The organism is Anaeromusa acidaminophila DSM 3853 (assembly GCF_000374545.1).
GTDB classification, from domain to species: Bacteria; Bacillota; Negativicutes; order Anaeromusales; family Anaeromusaceae; genus Anaeromusa; species Anaeromusa acidaminophila.
Genome location: NZ_KB894582.1, coordinates 237396 through 255471, shown reverse-complemented (window position 1 = coordinate 255471; position 18076 = coordinate 237396). Strand labels below are relative to the sequence as shown.

Here is an 18076-nt window from a genome sequence, read left to right as displayed (position 1 = left end):
CAGCAGGCAAAATCAACCATCTCGAAGGCTTAGCGCGAAATATCAGAGGACCGACACAGAACAGACACAAAACTGTAACAATGAAGATTCATAATTCAAGATATACATAAGTACCCTGCCGCTATGCGGCCATTTTATCAGGAGGTGGCCATCATTAAAAATCCGCTTCACGCCGTTCCTAAAAAATTTATTGCCTTGGCCCTTATTGTCGTTTTTGCAGCAGGCGGCGCCTGGTGGTATCAAGAGCGCCAAAAAGCGGCCTCCGTTCCCAGCGTCAACACAATATCCGTCAGCCGCGAAACCATTCAAAGCGCAGTATCCGCTACAGGCACCATTTCCGCTGTCAACTCTGTCGATATTTCTTCGCGCGTAACCGGCTTGATCCGGGAACTGCGGGTAAAAGAAAATGACTGGGTCTCCGCCGGACAGGTGTTGGTCGTTCTTGACGACAGCAGCCTCCAAGCGCAAGTGGCTCAATACCGGGCGCAGCTTGCCAACTACGAATCCATTTACGCCCGCAGCCGCCAGCTCGCCTCAGGGGGGGGCGAATCAGAACAACAGCTTGATGCGGACCGCACCAATTATCTTGTAGCTAAAGCTAACTACGACAACTACGCTTCCCAGCTCGGCTACTATGTTATTACCTCCCCTATTACCGGCCTGGTTGTCGGCAAGCCTACGCCGGCAGGTCAAACAGTGGCTCAAGGTATTTCTACGCCTCAAGTTATCATGACCATTGCCGACATGTCTAAAATGCAAATCAAGGTTATGGTGGACGAAACCGACATCGGCAAGGTGCAAAACGGACAACAGGTGTCTTTTACCGTTGACGCTTACCCCAACCGAACCTTTACTGGCGTTGTAAGCAATATTTCCCGCAGCGCCACTACGTCATCCAATGTCATTTACTATCCGGTCTATGTAGATGTAGACTCGGCTGAAGGCCTGTTATTCCCCACCATGACCGCGCGGGTAACCATTCTTATTTCGCAACGTGAGCAAGTACTTGCCGTTCCGTCCGGCGCTATCAAAGAAGAAAACGGCCGCAAAACCGTGCAAGTGCTGCAAGACGGGAAAATAGTCACTTTAGCCGTTGAAACCGGCCTGAGCAACGACGAGAAAATTGAAATCATTAGCGGTTTGGAAGAAGGAATGCAAGTCGTCTTGCCCACGGTCAAGGCCAAAACCGCCAGCGGCAATCAGGGACCGCCGCCTCGCATTTAAGGAGCGCGTCATGAGTATTATTGTTTTGAAGGACATCACCAAAACGTATCATATGGGCGATACCTCCGTTCATGCCCTAAACCATGTCAGCTTGCAAATTGATACAGGCGAATTTGTCGCCATTATCGGTTCTTCCGGCTCCGGCAAGTCCACGCTAATGAATATTGTCGGCTGCCTGGACCGCCCCACGAGCGGCTCTTATCAGTTGGAAGGCAAGGAAGTAGCCACATTGGACGAATCCGCTCTTGCCGCTGTGCGCAACGCCAAATTGGGCTTTGTTTTCCAAAACTTCAATCTGCTGCCGCGCATGTCGGCCCTGCAAAATGTGGCCCTGCCTTTGGTGTATGCTAATGCGCCAAAAAAAGAAAGACTAGCGCGCGCAGCACATCATTTGGAAAAAGTCGGCCTCGCCGATCGCATGCACCATCGGCCGAATGAGCTCTCCGGCGGCCAACGCCAGCGGGTCGCCATCGCCAGGGCTCTTGTTAACGATCCGCCCATTCTCATTGCCGACGAGCCCACCGGCAACTTAGATACCAAATCCAGCTTGGAAATTATGGATATTTTCACCGCCTTGCATCAGCAAGGCCGAACACTAATCATGGTCACTCATGAGCCGGATATTGCCGCCTATGCGCTGCGCACCGTTCAAATGCGCGACGGCCAAGTCGTGCAAGACACACAGCGCGGAAAGGAGGCCTAACTATGTTTTGGGAAAGCATACTCATTGCCTGGGAAGGCCTAATTGCCAATAAACTGCGCACCGCCCTGACCATGCTGGGCATTATCATTGGCGTCGGCGCCGTTATTGCCATGATTTCCATTGGTCTTGGAGTGCAGCAAAAAGTCCAATCTTCGATTTCCAGCCTAGGCAGCAATCTTCTTGTCGTCATGCCTGGCGCCAGTTCTTCCGCCGGCGGCGGCGTACGCCAAGCAGCTGGTTCCAACATCACCCTTACTTACAGCGACGCCAAAGCCATTGGAAAATCGGTCAGCGGTATCGCCAATGTTGCGCCGGCAGTCAGTTCCTCCTATCAATTGGTTTACGGCAATCAAAACTGGAAAACCTCGGTGCAAGGCACGACGCCGGACCAACAAGCCATCCGCAGCTATACACTGGCCTCGGGCTCCTTCATCAGCAGCCGAGACGAAGCTGACCGGGCCCGGGTAGTGGTGCTGGGCAATACAGTTGCCACCAATCTTTTTGGCAACGCTTCCGCCGTTGGCAAGATGATTCGCATTGACAAGGCCCCTTTCCGCGTCATCGGCGTCCTAGACGCCAAGGGCCAGTCTTCCATGGGACAAGATCAAGATGACATTGCCATCATTCCTATTACAACCGCCCAGGAACGACTGCTGGGCATTACCTATATCCACTCGATCAGCGTTCAAATGGAAAGTGAAGATTTATTAGACAAAGCCCAAGAAGATATTACCGCTCTTTTGCGTTCGCGCCATCGCTTAACGGCAGCCGCGGAAAATGACTTTACGGTACGTAATTTGACGGCATTAATGAGCACCATGCAGGAAACAACCGGCACCATTACTATTTTCCTAGGAGCTATTGCGGCCATTTCCCTACTGGTCGGCGGCATTGGCATTATGAACATCATGTTGGTATCGGTCACCGAACGCACACGGGAAATTGGTATTCGTAAAGCCATTGGCGCCACCTATGGCAATATTTTGTTGCAATTTCTCATTGAAGCTATGGTGGTCAGCGTTAGCGGCGGCTTAGTCGGTATCTTTTTAGGCATCGGCGCTGCGTATGTCATTACTTCCGTTGTCGGCTGGCAAACCGTTATTTCGCCCCTCTCCATCGGCGCCTCTTTCGGTATTACGGTCTTGATCGGCCTTTTCTTCGGTATCTATCCCGCTAGAAAAGCCGCGCTCTTAGATCCCATTGACGCTTTGCGTTATGAATAAGCGCCCGCCATCTTTTCTGTTAATTCCGAATAGTACTTCTTTGGTATTTTCGCCTCTGTTTTCTAGTTCAATCATCCTATGTATGCTATACTGAACATATATTTACTAATTTATACTCTGCGAAGCTCTTATTGTGGCACACAATACGAGCTTCTTTTTTCAACATTTTTTTAATGATTCTACACATTTCAGCAGGAGAAATAGGTATGCCCGCTTCTTTTATGTCCTTACCGCTGCCCATAGCGGAAAGCCTCCTCGATCAATTTCCTTGTCCGGTCTCAAAAATAGACCGTAATTATTACATACTATACCGCAACGCCGCGGCTGTCCGCAGCAACGGTCCAACACCGCCGGAAGCGTACGCCCGGCGCTGCTACGAATGGATCGGACGTCCCGAACCGTGTCCGCAGTGCGCCGTTGCGCAGGCATTTGCCAGCGGACGCGTGGAAAAGCAAGAAAAGCTGAACTTTACAGAAGACCAGCGTTTAGTCCGGCTGGAGCAAACAGCCATTCCCGTCTTTGCCGGCAACGGTGAAATTGCCTATGTGCTTGAGGTAGATCTAGATACTACCGCTACTTTGACCTTGCAGCAAGATAACGAAACGACCTTTACACAAACCATTTTCGCTTTTGCAGAACTCATTGAAAAACGTGATGCCTATACAGGACGTCATTCCGCCAATACCTGCGCCATCGCCCTTAAGTTGGGACAACAGTTAGGCTTATCTTCCTCTCAGTTGGATGATCTTTCTACGGCCGCTCTTTTGCACGACATCGGGAAAATCGGCATCCCGGAGTCTGTTCTCTTAAAGCCAGGCCGTCTTACCGAAACAGAACGCTTGCAAATTCAGGAACACCCGCGCATCGGCTACGATGTGCTGTGCAAAGTGAACCGTTTTGCACACCTTGCCGACTATGTTCTCTACCATCACGAGTGGATGAACGGCAACGGCTATCCTACCAAACGCAGCGGTGACGAAATTCCTTTTCTAGCGCGCATTCTTAGTGTAGCCGATGTTTTTGAAGCGCTCACCGCACACCGAGTCTACCGTACAGCCCTGTCAACGGAACAGGCTCTTTCCATTATCCAACAGGGACGCGACAGCCAATTTGATGGACAAATAGTTGACTGCCTGCTCTCGTTACCCGATATTCATTAAATTGGCTTTACGCCTGGAGGTGTTCAACTATGTCAGCTTTTCACGATTGGAACATACGTTTAAAAGTGCTTAGCGTCGCTGGACTGTTGGGACTATTTCTGGTTTTAAGCAGCGCGGTAGGACTCTATGTAACGAATCAGTTGACGGAGGAATTGAATTCACTGCACGCCAAGGAAATGCAGCAAGCGTCCTTGGTCAACGCCATTCGCACCTATACCCGCGGCATTGAAGTATCGATTACCACCTATTTGTTAGCGCCCTTAAACCAAGAACAGCAGACGGACTTACTAAAAAAATCGGAGAAATATTCGCAAACCCGTACAGAGCTTATCGCTCGTTTGGAAAAAGTCGACTTAAGTCCGGAAGACCGAAATTTGCTGACACAAGCAAAAGAGGCCAATCAAAAAGCGCTTACCGCCCGCCAGAACGCTTTTGAGCTGCGAAACTCAGGACAACACGCAGCCGCTTGGTCTACTTACTTTTCTCAAGCGCAGCCTAATCTAGATAAAGCTAATGAACTGCTGCTCACTTTAAATGATCACGCCGAACAAAGCGCTCTTATCGCCAAAGAACGCGCCGAAGCCATGACTTCGCGCAGCCGTTGGCTGCTGTTGGGCTTTTCCCTGGCCGCTCTTTTCTGCGGCGCTTGTTTTTCCTTCTGGTTAGCAGGACATATTTCTTCTTCCCTGCAAGCGGTTACTCGCCGCGCCGGCGATGTAGCTGCAGGCGATTTATCCGGTAAAGACCTCGCTATTGAAGGGCAAGACGAAATCGGCCAGCTAACCCATTCTTTTAACGGTATGCAAGGAAAACTGCGTCATTTAGTGAGCACTTCCATCACTTCCGCGGATCAAGTTGCCGCTGCGGCGGAAGAATTAACCGCTAACGAAGCGCAATGCGCTGAAGCAGCGCAGCAAATTACAGCCTCTCTGTCCATTGTCGCCGAAGCGGCCCAATGCCAGCAGCGGCACGTAGAAAAAACCTCGGCAGCCATTCAAGAAATTTCCGCCAGCACCCAGGAAGTTTCGGCTACCGTAGAAAATCTAGCTCAAGAAGCGGCCGCAGCCGCCAAAACGGCCGAAGACGGCGGCGCCGCCGTTCGGGAAGCCGTACATAAAATCCAAGACGCCGCTCAAAATTCCGCAGCCGTCAAAGAAACAATGACCCAGCTAGAAGCAGGCTCTAAAAAGATCGCGGAAATTGTCGGCGTCATTACCGCCATTGCCGACCAGACTAATCTCTTGGCGCTAAACGCAGCAATTGAAGCGGCCCGGGCCGGCGAAGCCGGACGCGGCTTTGCCGTCGTTGCCGAAGAAGTACGCAAATTAGCCGAAGACAGCGCCAAAGCAGCCGGTAATATCGGTGAATTGATTGCCGAAAACGAACGCAGCATGACCCAAGCGCTTGCTACTACGAATAATGCAAGTTCCGTTCTGTTGGATGGCGCCACTAGCGTTGACGCCGCAGGCAGACAATTCTCCGAAATTGTCGCCTCCATTGAAAACCTAGCTGCAGAAATGCAGGAAATCAGCCGCGCCGTCGATGAAACCGCTAAGGGATCCCAAAGCATCGTCGATTCGGCAGCGCAAATTGACGAAGCGACTCACCATATTAACAGCGAAATCCAGCAGGTATCCTCCGCCATGGAAGAGCAAGCTTCTTCGATGGATGAAGTGGCCTCGGCCGGACGTGAATTAGCCCAACTGGCGGAGCAGCTTTCCGCCAGAGTACACGAGTTTAAAGTCTAACTTCTCGCTTGCTTTAAAGAATGAAACCGATCTTATTGCCGCTTGCCGGTAATAAGATCGGTTTTTCGTTTTTCTGTCTACGCATTGTCACAAAACCGTCACGTTTTTGTGGTAAGATAAGCGTAAAATCAATAATTTACCATTAATCTCCAGTTCTATGTTAGTTTTTGATTTTAGTTGCTTAAGCAACTTATTGTTTGCGTCTCTATTCAATGCTATGATAAAAATGAAAATCACCGGAGAGGAGCAATGATCCCATGAACGTAGCAAAACTAAAAACCATCTTACATACAAATAAACAGGCCCAAAAAGGCCTTGGCTTTTTTCTGCTGTTACTGGTATTGGCCGGAGGAATTTACCTACTTACCGCCAAAGACGCGCCGCGCGACACCAGCGGCAAACAGCAGACCACCGTTGACATGCTCACCATCAGCCGCGCTGATCTTTACAAGCGCATTTCCTTAACCGGACAAACGGTTCCTCTCTCCCAAGTCGATTTAGCCGCAAAATACCAAGGACGGATTCTAGCGGTTAATGTGGAGCTAGGGCAGCAAGTCGCGGAAGGAGATATTTTACTGGTTCAAGATACGCAAGATGCGGATATTTCGATTGCCCAGAACCAAGCGGCTTACAGCCAAGCCTCTGCAGACGCCATTACAACCCAAGCCTCTTTCTATGCCAACTACGAAAAGGCCCAGGCGGATTACCGCAAAGCGGCAGCAACAGAACAACGTTCCCAACGCCTCTACAATGTAGGCGGCATTTCTCTGGAACAGTTGGAATCTATCCAGCAGCAAACCGCCGACGCCAAAGGCGCCTTAGACGCCCTTGCTAACCAAATGCAAAACGGCCAGGCCGCCTCTATTCAGTCCTCCCAGGCGGCAGCTCAAAAAGCGCAACATACCGTACAAGCCATGGAAAAACAGCGTTCTGATCTGCTGCTGCGCGCGCCTCGCTCCGGCACCATCGGCTATCGTCAGGCGGAAGTGGGCAATCTGGCAGCTGCAGGCCAAAAACTGCTGAGCATTGTTGACAACAGCCAAATGTATGTCGACTGCCAAGTAGCTGAAAGCGATTTAGCCGCCCTTTCCCTGGGCATGCCGGTACAAGTGCAGCTAGAAGCGCTGGGCCAATCTCTGCCGGGGACCATTACCTACATCAGCCCGTCTATTGATACCCAGACACTGGCGTTTTCTTTGCGCATTTCCCTTTTGCCCCCCTTGCCGGCCACTCTGCGCGGCGGTCTCTTTTCCCGCGTAGTTTTACAATTACCCCTTCGCCAACAGGCTTTGGTCATTCCCAAGGAAGCTCTATTAGAAAAGAACGGCCAAACCTATGTGTTTGTCATCAACGGCAATAACAAAATCGAACAGCGCACGGTGCAGGTAGGCGCCCGCGGCGACCGGCAGCTAGAAATCCTTCAGGGCTTACAAGAAGGAGACAATATTGCCGTTTCCAACCTTTCCCGTCTGCGCCCGGATATGGTAATCTCGCCGCATCCGGTAACTCTAAACGCGGCAGGTGACGCGTCATGAACCTGACCCGCTTTTCTATTCAAAAGCCGATCGGCATTTCCATGATCGTCATGCTCTTAGTCGTACTGGGCCTGTTCAGCTTTTGGCGCATCGGCGTGGAGTTACTGCCGGCCCTCAATATTCCTTATGTCACCGTAACGGTAAACTATCCCGGCGCCGGCACGGAGGAAATTGAGCAGACTGTCATTAAGCCTCTGGAAAACTCTCTTTCCGGTTTGTCCAATCTCAAGCACATGACCTCGGTGTCCCGTCCGGAAAAAGCCCAGATCATCTTAGAATTTGAGTTTTGGACCAATACGGATACCGCCGCCATTAACGCTTCAGAATATGTCAATTCCGCATTAAACCGCCTGCCAACAGGCATTAACCAGCCAGTGGTCATGAAGCGCGACGTCAACGCGGCGCCAATCATGGAAATCTCCGTCATCGCCGATAAGCCCTTGGCCGATATCTACAGCCTGGCCAACGATGTCTTTCTGGAACGTATGCAGCGCGCCGGCGGCGTTTCCGACGTACAACTTTTTGGCGGCCGCGATAAGGAAGTTGCCGTAGAAATCCAGAAGGACAAGCTCAATTTTTTCAACATTTCTCTATCGCAGATCGCCAAACGCATCGAACAGGAAAATCTTCTCACTCCTGCAGGCTCCGTATTTAATGATCGCCAGGAAACCAGCGTTCGTTTGATGGCGCAATACGCAACGCCCGAAGAACTCTCCCGCATTCATGTTAGCAATAACGCCGGCGTCAGTATTCCTCTAAGCAGCCTGGCTACTGTTAGAGAGCAAGACGCTCGCGTTACGCGCTACGCCCGCACGGATGGCCAAGATGTCATTTCCATGGCCGTTTATAAGAACAGTGACGCCAATTTAGTCGACACCGCCAAAGCCGCTAAGGAGCAGCTAAAGTCGCTAGAAAAGGAATACCCTGACTACCGATTCGTCATGGTTACCGACTCATCGCGCTTTGTGGAAAACTCATTAACCAATACCTTGGAGGCTTTGATCGAAGGCCTGATCACCACCAGTCTTGTGCTGTACTTCTTTTTGCGAGGCTGGCGCTCTACCGTCGCCGTACTGGTGGCCATTCCTACTTCGCTCATTTCCACGTTCTTCGTCATGTACATCGCCGGCTTTACCTTCAATATGATGTCCCTCATGGGCATGGCGCTTTGCATCGGCATCCTTGTGGATGATTCCATCGTGGTCCTTGAAAATATACATAGGCATTTAGCTATGAAAAAAGACTCGTTTCAAGCCGCTGAGGACGGTCGTACGGAAATCGGCATGGCCGCGATCGCCATTACCTTGTGCGACGTCGTTGTCTTTATGCCTATTGCTTTTATGAACGGCATGACTGGACAATATTTCCGCCAGTTTGGCTTGACCATCGTCTTCGCCACCCTTTGCTCGCTGTTCATCTCCTTCACATTAACACCCATGATGGCCTCTCGCCTCTTCCGCCACGGCCTGCAAGAGCCTACCGGGCGCATTTGGGAACGGCTGGACCGCTGGGAGGCCAAAGTCATCAACTTCTACGAAAAAGCGCTGCGTCGCAGCCTGGAACGCCCTAAAACCCTATTGACCGCCATCCTAGTTTTATTTATCTTTACCGTCTCCCTTATCCCCTTAGGAGTCATCGGCGCGGAATACATGCCTAAAACCGATGAAGGCAGCTTTCGCGTCAACATGCAGTTTCCCACTGGTCAGAACATCGATCAGACCAACCAACGCCTGGCTGTGGTCGAAGCCTACCTAAATACCATCCCTGAAATCACTCATTACCTTTCCAATGTCGGCTCTCCCGCCGGCAATTACGGCAGTGTCAGCGTACAACTTTCCGATCGCCAGAATCGCAGCCGTACCGTCTGGCAAATCACGGACCAGGTACGCAAAGAGCTGCGCAGCAAATACCCGGAAGCCATCGTTCAAGTCAGTGAGACTCAATCATCCATCGCTGGCGTTTCCGGCGGCACAGGCACCGGCGGCGGGGGCGGCAATAGCTCTCCGGTCCAAATCGAATTGCGCGGCAGCAACCTGGATAACCTAGTCAAAGCCTCTTACCGCGTCCAAGAATTGCTAGGCCAAGTTAACGGAATCAAGGATGTCCGCAGTTCCTACAGCGAAGGAGCGCCGGAACTGCGCATTCTTCCCGACCGAGAACGCTTGCGTTTCTATAATACGACGGTTAATGACGTCAACTCCGTCTTTAGCGGGGCCATTTCCGGCATTCAAGCCGGGTATTTTGTCAATGATCCCAACAACAACGGCCAAGACACTAAAATCTACGTCCGTTTGGCTGGCAGCGACGGCTTCCGAGCCTCTGACATCCGTTCTATCCCCGTCCAAGGAGGCAAAGGGCTTATCCGCCTCAGTGACGTAGCCCGTATCGAAGACGGCGTTGGCCCGGTTATGTTGCGCCGCGTTGATAAGCAAGAATCTATCAACATCGCCGCCAACATCACTGATCGGGCCCTTCAAGAAGTGCTCAACGACATCAGTCGTCAACTGACGCCTAATGAACTGGGCAACGGCGTCACCTACCGTTTTACCGGCCAGGCTGATAATATGAAAACTACTTTTGGCGAAATGGCGCAAGCCCTCTTCCTCTCGCTACTGCTGGTCTACATGCTATTAGCGGTTCTCTACGAATCGCTTTCTACGCCTTTTATCCGCATGTTTTCTCTGCCCTTAGGCATGATCGGCTCCCTGCTGTTCTTGGCCTTTACCCGCAATACCATTAACCTGTATTCGCTGATTGGTATTTTGGTTATGGACGGCCTTGTCGCTAAAAACGGCACGTTACTCTTAGACTATACTTTAACCTTGATGGAACGAGGCTTCACCGCCAAGGACGCCATCATTGAAGCCGGCAAAACCAGACTCAAGCCCATATTTATGACCACCTTGACTATGGTAGTCGGCATGCTGCCCACGGCGCTAGCCATGACCGCCGGTTCGGAAACCCGCGTCAGCATGGCCTGGGTACTTATCGGCGGCCTGCTATCCTCAACCGTCTTTACGCTGATCATTATTCCCATCATCTTCTTGCATCTGGAAACCCATCACCCATTCGCCAGATTCAAGCAATTTGTGTTATCGCTGCTGAAGGGAAGACGAGGAACAGAAATTAAACAAGAGTACGACGGCGCCGGACGCAGCTAGGGTCGGTTGCGCCATGGATGGCATGGCAACCGACGTCTTTGGTATTTAAAGAGAGGGTACGCATGAGGGTTATGAGATAAAATTTTCAAATACTGTCTTTATAAAAAAGCAGGCTGTAACCGTTCACATAAAGAACGATCGCAGCCTGCTTTTGCATATTAACTTATCATTTTCCAAAATACTAAGCCCCATTTCTAGGAAGCCGCTAATTGAATGAGCGCTCCGGCATCGGGGGAGATTTTTTCGCCAGACGAGGAAGAAAACGCAGGCATAGCGGCGCTCTGCCGAGGCTTTCTGACGACGTATAGCGGAAAAAGCACCCCGCTGCCGCGAGATGCTCATAAATTATCGGCTCCTGCCTAGTGGCTCCCGATGCAAATACAATTTCGCCCCTGCCGCTTAGCCTGGTACAGGGCCTGGTCCGCCACAGCAACAAGCTCTTGATGCGTTGTATCTCCTTGCGGCGTAAACGTGGCGATGCCCATACTAACGGTAATGAAATCGCCGCTATGGGAACGTTCGTGGCGAATGCAGGCAGCGGCCACAGCCTGTTGAATCTGCACCGCCACCTCCAAGGCCCCCTCTTCTGTCGTTTCTGGTAAAACCACGGCAAACTCCTCGCCGCCATAACGCGCTACCAAGTCACTGCTGCGTTTGACGGTTTGCACCAACGCCGCCCCGATGCAACGCAAGCAGTCATCACCGCGCAAATGTCCATAATAATCATTATAGCTTTTGAACTCATCCACATCGATCATGATTAACGCCATGCATTCTTGGCTTCGTCTGGCCCGCAGCCATTCACGCTGTAGAAACTCATCAAAATAGCGTCGATTAGCCAAGCCCGTCAAGCCGTCAGCCCGGGAAATGCGCCGTAACTCTTCATTTAACGCTTGCAATTCTCGTGTACGCAGCGCTACCTTCCGCTCCAATTCTCCTTGAATATGACTTAAAGCCTCGTCACGATGCAATAGCTGCTCGGTCATGTCGTTAAAATTAGCCGCCAATTGCCCGATTTCATCCTTGCTTGTTACCGGCAAGCGAAAGCTCAAATCGCCAGCTGCCAAACGGCGCGTAGCCTCGGAAATACGCACCAGCGGCTTAGCCATGGTGCGCGCCAACTCAAGCGCTCCTGCCGCTGCCAATGCGGATGAAAGCAAGGCAATGACCAAGACTACCCATTTCAAGACGGCAACCGGCTCCATCGCCTCCTGCAACGGTTGCTGCACCACAACTCCCATGCGGGTCGTCGGTGCAAATCGATAGCTGGCCAACAACACAGTGCCTTTTGCATCCTCATATTCAAGGGAACCATTATGCTCCGCCAACACTTCTTGCACGGGCCGCAAAGCCGATGCGTCCACCCCTTCGGCTATCAGGCCCAAATCGGGATGCATGATCATACGCCCGTGGCGGTTTACCACATAGGCGTAGCCTGAATCTCCTACCGTTGTCGCTCCAATACGGTTCAGCAGCGAGCGAAGCTCGATATTAACGATCAATACTCCCTCAATACGACCATTTACCATGATAGGCTCTGCTACAACAATTCCCATTTTCTGCGTACTTTTCGCCAGCAGCACATCGGAAATGGCTGTATTTCCCGTATTCAAAACTTCTGTGTAATAAGGCCGATCCCAATAGGAAATGGTCTGCGCTTCTTCCATCCGTCCATCCCAACGTGCGATCTGATGGCCCTGGGCATCCGCCACCACAGCCAGCTGTATATCCGGATACTGCAGCACCATTTGACGCAGCGCTTCATTTTGCCGCTCCGCATCCATGGAGCGAACCGCAGCGGTTTTTGCCATCATCCGCAGTAAGCGCATTTTTTCCGCAAAAACCCACTCCAGATCAGAACCTATCTGCTCCGCTAACTGGCGATTCCGTTCCACTACCGTTTCCTGCATAGCTTTCCCATACGATTGCCATGTCAAAAAAGTGGTCAACAGCAAGGGCGCTACCGTCAAAACAGCAAAGACCAAGCCTAATTTTTTCCGCATACTCAGACCCTGCCAAACCCGGCTTGGCAGGCGCCGCCACTTTTTGCTCACACAAGTATCCTCCTGGCTGGCAAAAGCTATTTTCAGGCAAAGTGTATATCTATATACTAATTCGCTTTATTTTTACAAATCCTTTCTTTCAAGGGATTTATTCTGATTTTTCAAGCACATTTTTGCAAAACAAAAACCAAAAAACCACTAAGAATACGCTCAATTTTAGCGCAGCTTTCGTCTCAACTCCGGCAGCGCGTATCGCACCGCCACTGCCGTCAATATAATGCCGCCGCCTCCTAATGACCACATGCCAGGCTGCTCTCCTAAGAGTAAAAATACCCAGATGGGATTGAGCAAAGGTTCTATCATGGTAACAATGGACGCCTCTAAGGCGGTTACCTGCTTAATCGCGATAGAATACAACACATGGGACAAGCCAAGCTGTACCACGCCTAAGGCGATTAGCACCAGCCAGCCTTCCTTCCCAGGCCCGCCGTCAAAGAAAAAAGGCAAGCCGCATAACGCAGCCAGCACGTTCCCCAACACCACCGACCCCCAGGGAGATCCTTCCTTCTGCCTGCGCAGCGCTACCACCATTACGGCCATAGTCACGCCGCTGCCAATAGCCAGTACATTTCCCTCTAAGCGTCCCGGGGACATTTGCTCCTGAAAAAACAGCACCATACCGGCGCAGATAGTTCCCATAGTCAGCCAATCCGCCCGGCGCGGCTTCTCCTGCAAAAACATCATTCCCAGCACGGCGACAAATACGGGATAGGTATACTGCAACAAAATAGCGTTAGCTGCCGTTGTCATCTTGGTAGCGGACACAAAAAGAAGAACCGTAAGCGCATTGGCAATACCGCCGATAACTAACGACCGGTTCCAATATAGCTCCGTTTTGCGAAACGCCGCCCAAACTACGATAGCCGCAATACCGCTACGCGCTCCGGCAATCGCCAAGGGATGCCAATCCACCCATTTTATTCCTATACCGCTGGTGCTCCACAACACCGCTGTCGCAAATAACAAAGCCAACCCCTGCAAGCGCGTTACACTACTCACTGTCTTTTCCTCCGCCTTTATACACTGTTTTTTTATTGTAGCATAGAAGCAAAGAAAAAAGCGTTATTCCTTGATAGGAATAACGCTTCCAATAACTATATCTGGCGTTAGCGCAATTGCCTTCCCAACGCCTCACATTGTGCTAAAGAAGTTGCATCCGGGGCGCCATTAACAATCAATCCTTCCGCTACGATTTGCGCACCTGCTTTTTGCATACGGCTTTCCCATTCTTGCATCCATTCTCCATTTCCCCAACCATAAGAGCCAAACAATGCCAATGATTTGCCGGAAAGCGCCGATTCACATTCGGCTACCAAGGGCTCCATTATCGTTTCTTCTAATTCTTCCGCCCCCATAGACGGGCACCCGAACGCCACCGCATCGGCAGTAGCAACGTCGGCCGCAGATGCGGCCGACGCTTCTAAAAGAACTACGTCCGCTCCGTCGTGCTTGGCCCCATCTGCTACAGCCTGCGCCATCGCTTGCGTATTCCCGGTACCGCTCCAATAAATTACTGCAATTTTTTTCATATGTTTTACTCCTCTGCAAATAAAATAAACTCCGTATCATGCACTCATGAAACGAAGTTCAAAGACTTTCTCTAGCAGTTCTCATCATTATCTTTTTCCGGCTTATGCAAAATCCGGCTCCTCCCAGGTTCGAATCAAAGCGCCGCCAAGCCAAATCAATTGATGATCTACTTCATCTAACATTTTTTCGCATTCCCTGGATACGGTCTGCTCTGCATGCAACACAATGCGGCGATAGCCTTGGGCCACGCAGGCCAGCAAGCGCTGCCGAAATTCCTCCACATGCTCAGGCTTCACTAAGCCGTGAATCTGAACCACCGCTTCACGCCAATCCGTATGAATCCATAAGGACATGTCAAAGCCTCCTTCGTAATTTAATTCGCCTCTTGCAGCTTTAGCAATTCATCGTGCATAGAAGCCGCCTCCATCGCTCCCCAAGAGCGTTTTGTAAAGAAAGAAGGGATTCCTTGTGTTTTAGCTGCATCTTTAACAATTTTCACGATATTATGATTCACATAATCAGTAAACACCAAAACACAGGAAATTTGTTTGGGAATGTTTAAGCGGTTTCTTTTCATAGGTTTGCGCCCATCGATATGAACTAGCTTAGTGACTCCCAAAGAATAAAGATTTTTTTCAATTACCCCTAAATAATCGCCTCCAACCACCATTACCGACATCTTGTTTCCTCCTTCTACTCGTTTTTCTTGTTCGAAGTACTGCATAGTTTATAATTTAATTTCATATTTGAGATTGATTATCATTGTCGTTGTTTTTATATTACTTCATCCTTTTGATCGAGTCAACCTCGAAAATAAAAAAAAGACTTCCTATTGCGCCCAAAACATGGTTTTATATATATAGCATCGGCAGATACTGCTTTCTGTATGTTACCTATACAAAAAAATCGCGTTCAAACGACTTCCAAAAAGGATGATTGCACTTCATGACACAAGAAAAAAGTACCAGCAACCGACTTCTTAAGGGTACTTTGATCCTTACTGCAGCAGGTATGGTTGTTAAGGTCATCGGTTCTCTCAACTGGATTATTCTTTCTCGGGTCCTCGGCGGCGAAGGAATCGGCCTCTATCAAATGGCTTTTCCCCTTTACCTGCTGGCCCTGAGCCTTTCCACGGCAGGCATCCCTGTTGCCATTTCCATCCTCACCGCCGAAAAAATCGCTAAAAATGACGTTCTGGGACGACGGCAGCTTTTCCGAGCTTCTTTTTGTTTTCTCACCGCCACTGGTCTTATTTTGAGTTTGGCGATGTACTGGGGGGCCGCCTGGCTCATTGACGCCGGCTTTATCCGCGACGGACGCGCTTATTATTCTCTACTAGCCTTATCCCCAGCCGTCTTTCTGGTCACTCTCATTGCCGGCTTGCGCGGCTATCTGCAAGGCTGGCAACACATGACGCCTACTGCGGTTTCGCAAATCGTCGAGCAGCTTTTCCGAGTTTTAGCCATGCTTTTTTTTGCCAGCCTGCTGTTGCCCCAAGGCCTTGCCTTTGCCGCTGGCGGGGCCAGCTTGGGCGCTGCCGCCGGCGCCGCTGCCGGGTTGGCGGTATTGCTCTACTATTACGCCCGCTTACGCCGCCAAGAAAAAACCATCTCGACAGCTATTTCGTCTACAACAACACCCGCTGAATCCCTGGGGCGATTGTTTAAACGTCTTTTCAAATTAGCTTTGCCAGTATCCTTAGCCAGCTTAATGTTGCCTGTCGTTGCCAACTTGGATTTGCTCATCGTACCGGTTCGTCTGGAAGCGGCCGGTTACAGCATCACTCAAGCTACCGAACTGTTTGGCTATCTTACGGGCATGGGCGTCCCTTTGGTAAATCTAGCTACCATGATGACCGCCGCTCTGGCTACTAGTATTGTACCTTCCGTCTCTGCCGTCGCTGCCTTGGGGCAACGGCAGGAAGTGCAGAACCGCATTACCACGGCCATACGCATGACCAATCTCGTTATATTCCCCGCCTCCGGCGCTCTGTACGTTTTAGCAGTACCGGTAGCCACGGTTGTCTATGGCGCGCCACAAGCCGGAGACGTCATTCAAGTGCTGGCCTTTGGCGTTTACCTTTTGGGCGTACACCAGGTCACTACCGGCGTCCTGCAGGGACTGGGCCGCCCGACACTGCCTGTTATCAACATGGGCCTAGCCGCCGTAGTAAAGGTCGTCCTTAACTATGTGCTCACTGCCATACCTTCGCTGGGCATCTGCGGCGCCGCCTGGGCTACGAATGCAGATTTCGGCGTTGCCGCCCTGCTCAACTACTATTGGATTTCCCGTCACACCGGGTTTCGCACGGATTGGGCGGAATTGGGAAAAACCATACTAGCTACGCTGCTTATGTCTGCTGCAATCTATGAAGTTCTCGTCTTTTTACTGTCCTATAATATCCCCCTTGCTTGGCTTCTGCTCCCCTTGATTCTCCTAGCGACAGTCTTATATGCCGTTATTCTGCTGGCCTGCGGCGGCCTTACTTTGGCCGACGCCGAGCAGGTTCCCTTTCTGGGGCGTCGCCTGGCAACCATCTTGCTGCGCATGGGAGTGAAGTAACGAAAAATCGCACAGGAGTCACAGAGGGTTCGACTGAGGGTTGCGGAGTACGGAAATTTTAACAGGAGTAAAGTGAGTAGAGTGAGGATTTGTGAGTATACACTATTAAACCATTTCGCGTATTTCGTGTATTTCGCGGTTCGTTTATAAATCCTGGTATAGCAAAAAAGCATAATAAAAAGCCGCCAGAAGGCGGCTTTTTATTATGCCTACTTTGTTTCGTATTCCTCTTGCGTACCCTCCGGTCACTCTGGTTCTCTTGTTCGTTCTGCGTTCCCCGAAAGGCTATACGCTCTGCGCAGCAGTAGTACTATCCGTGCTAGCTACGCTGTAGCTTTGATTGGTGTCATAGGCGCTGGCCGCCACTTGCATCGGCGGCGGAGGCGGCGGAGGCATAAAAGCCGCTTGGCTCTCGGCTTCAATCTCTTTAAGAAGGTCCGCCAATTCACTCAAATCATCATCCGTGACGGTGCCGTCTTCCACTTTTTGCAAAAACGAAGCCAAGCTGAACGTGTTACTGCTCGTACTGCTGGTCGAATCGGTCGATGTCGTTGAGTCAGAAGAAGACGTCGTCGAATCAGTTGACGATGCCGTTGTACCAGATACCGCTGCTGTAGAATCACTTTCTTCGTTTGACTCGCTCAAACTTGCCAGAAGGTTTTGTAGTGCTTCCAATTCATCACTATTATCACGTTGCGGCGGTGGCGGCGGCTGTACAGCTACCGCACTGGCGTCGCCGGATGCATTTAGCGCGCTCTGCAGCGCAGTCAAGTCATCCTCCGTCACAGTTCCCGATTTAACCTTATCCAGAAAAGAGGACAAAATTGAATCCAGATCAGAAGAACTTCCTGTGCTAGAAGCCGATGTCACCGCCGACACAGTAGCTGAAGAACTGCTATCGCTGCTGGTTCCAGTTGTGTCTGAACTGGTGGTGTTCGCTACCGGCACTAACCCTTGACTCATGAGTCCGCTGAAGAATGCCGCAGCCGTCTCACTGTCCTGACCTTCATACCGAGATTTTGTTTCTGTAGTGGTAGTTGCGGTTTGCGTAGCGGTCTCTTGATCGGCAGTAGCGCTATTCTGCAACCGTTGCAGATATTGCCACCAATTGCTTGTTACTGAAGAAACATTCATGGTTTCGCCTCCTTATGCGTCAATATAGAAATC

The 18076-nt window shown here is 50.8% G+C and carries 15 protein-coding genes; 9 read left to right on the top strand and 6 right to left on the bottom strand.

Translation table 11 applies throughout. The features are described from left to right. The first annotated feature begins 123 nt into the window (after positions 1 to 123). The 8 genes from C508_RS0101300 (at position 124) to C508_RS20475 (ending at position 11117) form a co-directional block, all read left to right on the top strand. Positions 124 to 1224 carry an efflux RND transporter periplasmic adaptor subunit gene (locus C508_RS0101300; protein WP_018701721.1) on the top strand — a complete coding sequence of 367 codons (1101 nt, stop codon included), beginning with the start codon at positions 124 to 126 and terminating at the stop codon, positions 1222 to 1224. 10 nt (positions 1225 to 1234) lie between these two features. Next, the gene (locus C508_RS0101295) at positions 1235 to 1927 is read left to right on the top strand and encodes an ABC transporter ATP-binding protein (RefSeq protein WP_018701720.1); all 693 of its coding nucleotides are present in this window, start codon (positions 1235 to 1237) and stop codon (positions 1925 to 1927) included. 2 nt (positions 1928 to 1929) lie between these two features. Next, positions 1930 to 3150, top strand: a complete 1221-nt coding sequence (locus C508_RS0101290; protein ID WP_018701719.1) for an ABC transporter permease — start codon at positions 1930 to 1932, stop codon at positions 3148 to 3150. A 206-nt stretch (positions 3151 to 3356) separates the two neighbouring features. After that, entirely contained in the window at positions 3357 to 4310 is a 954-nt protein-coding gene (locus C508_RS19265) for an HD-GYP domain-containing protein (RefSeq protein ID WP_018701718.1), read from the top strand. Positions 4311 to 4339: 29 nt separating this feature from the next. Continuing rightward, positions 4340 to 6058 carry a methyl-accepting chemotaxis protein gene (locus C508_RS0101280; RefSeq protein ID WP_018701717.1) on the top strand — a complete coding sequence of 573 codons (1719 nt, stop codon included), beginning with the start codon at positions 4340 to 4342 and terminating at the stop codon, positions 6056 to 6058. Between the two features lie 257 nt (positions 6059 to 6315). Further along, entirely contained in the window at positions 6316 to 7593 is a 1278-nt protein-coding gene (locus tag C508_RS0101275) for an efflux RND transporter periplasmic adaptor subunit (RefSeq protein ID WP_018701716.1), read from the top strand. Next, positions 7590 to 10754: an efflux RND transporter permease subunit gene (locus C508_RS0101270; RefSeq protein ID WP_018701715.1), complete on the top strand. Its 3165-nt coding sequence runs from the start codon at positions 7590 to 7592 to the stop codon at positions 10752 to 10754. The genes C508_RS0101275 and C508_RS0101270 overlap by 4 nt, the downstream gene beginning before the upstream one ends. A 213-nt stretch (positions 10755 to 10967) precedes the next feature. After that, positions 10968 to 11117, top strand: coding sequence for a hypothetical protein (locus tag C508_RS20475; protein WP_018701714.1), 150 nt, complete (start codon positions 10968 to 10970; stop codon positions 11115 to 11117). On the opposite strand, the gene C508_RS19260 is transcribed toward C508_RS20475, so the two are convergent. From C508_RS19260 to C508_RS0101240, 5 genes are all read right to left on the bottom strand, one after another. Then, on the bottom strand, positions 11114 to 12808 hold the full coding sequence (locus C508_RS19260) for a sensor domain-containing diguanylate cyclase (RefSeq protein WP_018701713.1): 1695 nt from the start codon (positions 12806 to 12808) through the stop codon (positions 11114 to 11116). The genes C508_RS20475 and C508_RS19260 overlap by 4 nt on opposite strands. A 165-nt stretch (positions 12809 to 12973) precedes the next feature. Then, entirely contained in the window at positions 12974 to 13816 is an 843-nt protein-coding gene (locus tag C508_RS0101255) for a DMT family transporter (RefSeq protein WP_018701712.1), read from the bottom strand. Positions 13817 to 13923: 107 nt separating this feature from the next. Beyond that, positions 13924 to 14346 (bottom strand): flavodoxin, encoded by a 423-nt coding sequence (locus C508_RS0101250; RefSeq protein ID WP_018701711.1) that lies wholly within the window; start codon positions 14344 to 14346, stop codon positions 13924 to 13926. A gap of 102 nt (positions 14347 to 14448) precedes the next feature. Further along, positions 14449 to 14700: a hypothetical protein gene (locus tag C508_RS0101245; RefSeq protein ID WP_018701710.1), complete on the bottom strand. Its 252-nt coding sequence runs from the start codon at positions 14698 to 14700 to the stop codon at positions 14449 to 14451. Between the two features lie 20 nt (positions 14701 to 14720). Continuing rightward, on the bottom strand, positions 14721 to 15026 hold the full coding sequence (locus tag C508_RS0101240; RefSeq protein WP_018701709.1) for a DUF2325 domain-containing protein: 306 nt from the start codon (positions 15024 to 15026) through the stop codon (positions 14721 to 14723). 266 nt (positions 15027 to 15292) lie between these two features. Between C508_RS0101240 and C508_RS0101235 the strand changes: the two genes are divergently transcribed. After that, positions 15293 to 16909: a putative polysaccharide biosynthesis protein gene (locus C508_RS0101235; RefSeq protein ID WP_018701708.1), complete on the top strand. Its 1617-nt coding sequence runs from the start codon at positions 15293 to 15295 to the stop codon at positions 16907 to 16909. A 285-nt stretch (positions 16910 to 17194) separates the two neighbouring features. On the opposite strand, the gene C508_RS0101230 is transcribed toward C508_RS0101235, so the two are convergent. After that, complete coding sequence (locus C508_RS0101230) at positions 17195 to 18043, bottom strand: hypothetical protein (protein WP_018701707.1); 849 nt, start codon at positions 18041 to 18043, stop codon at positions 17195 to 17197. Positions 18044 to 18076 lie beyond the last annotated feature (33 nt).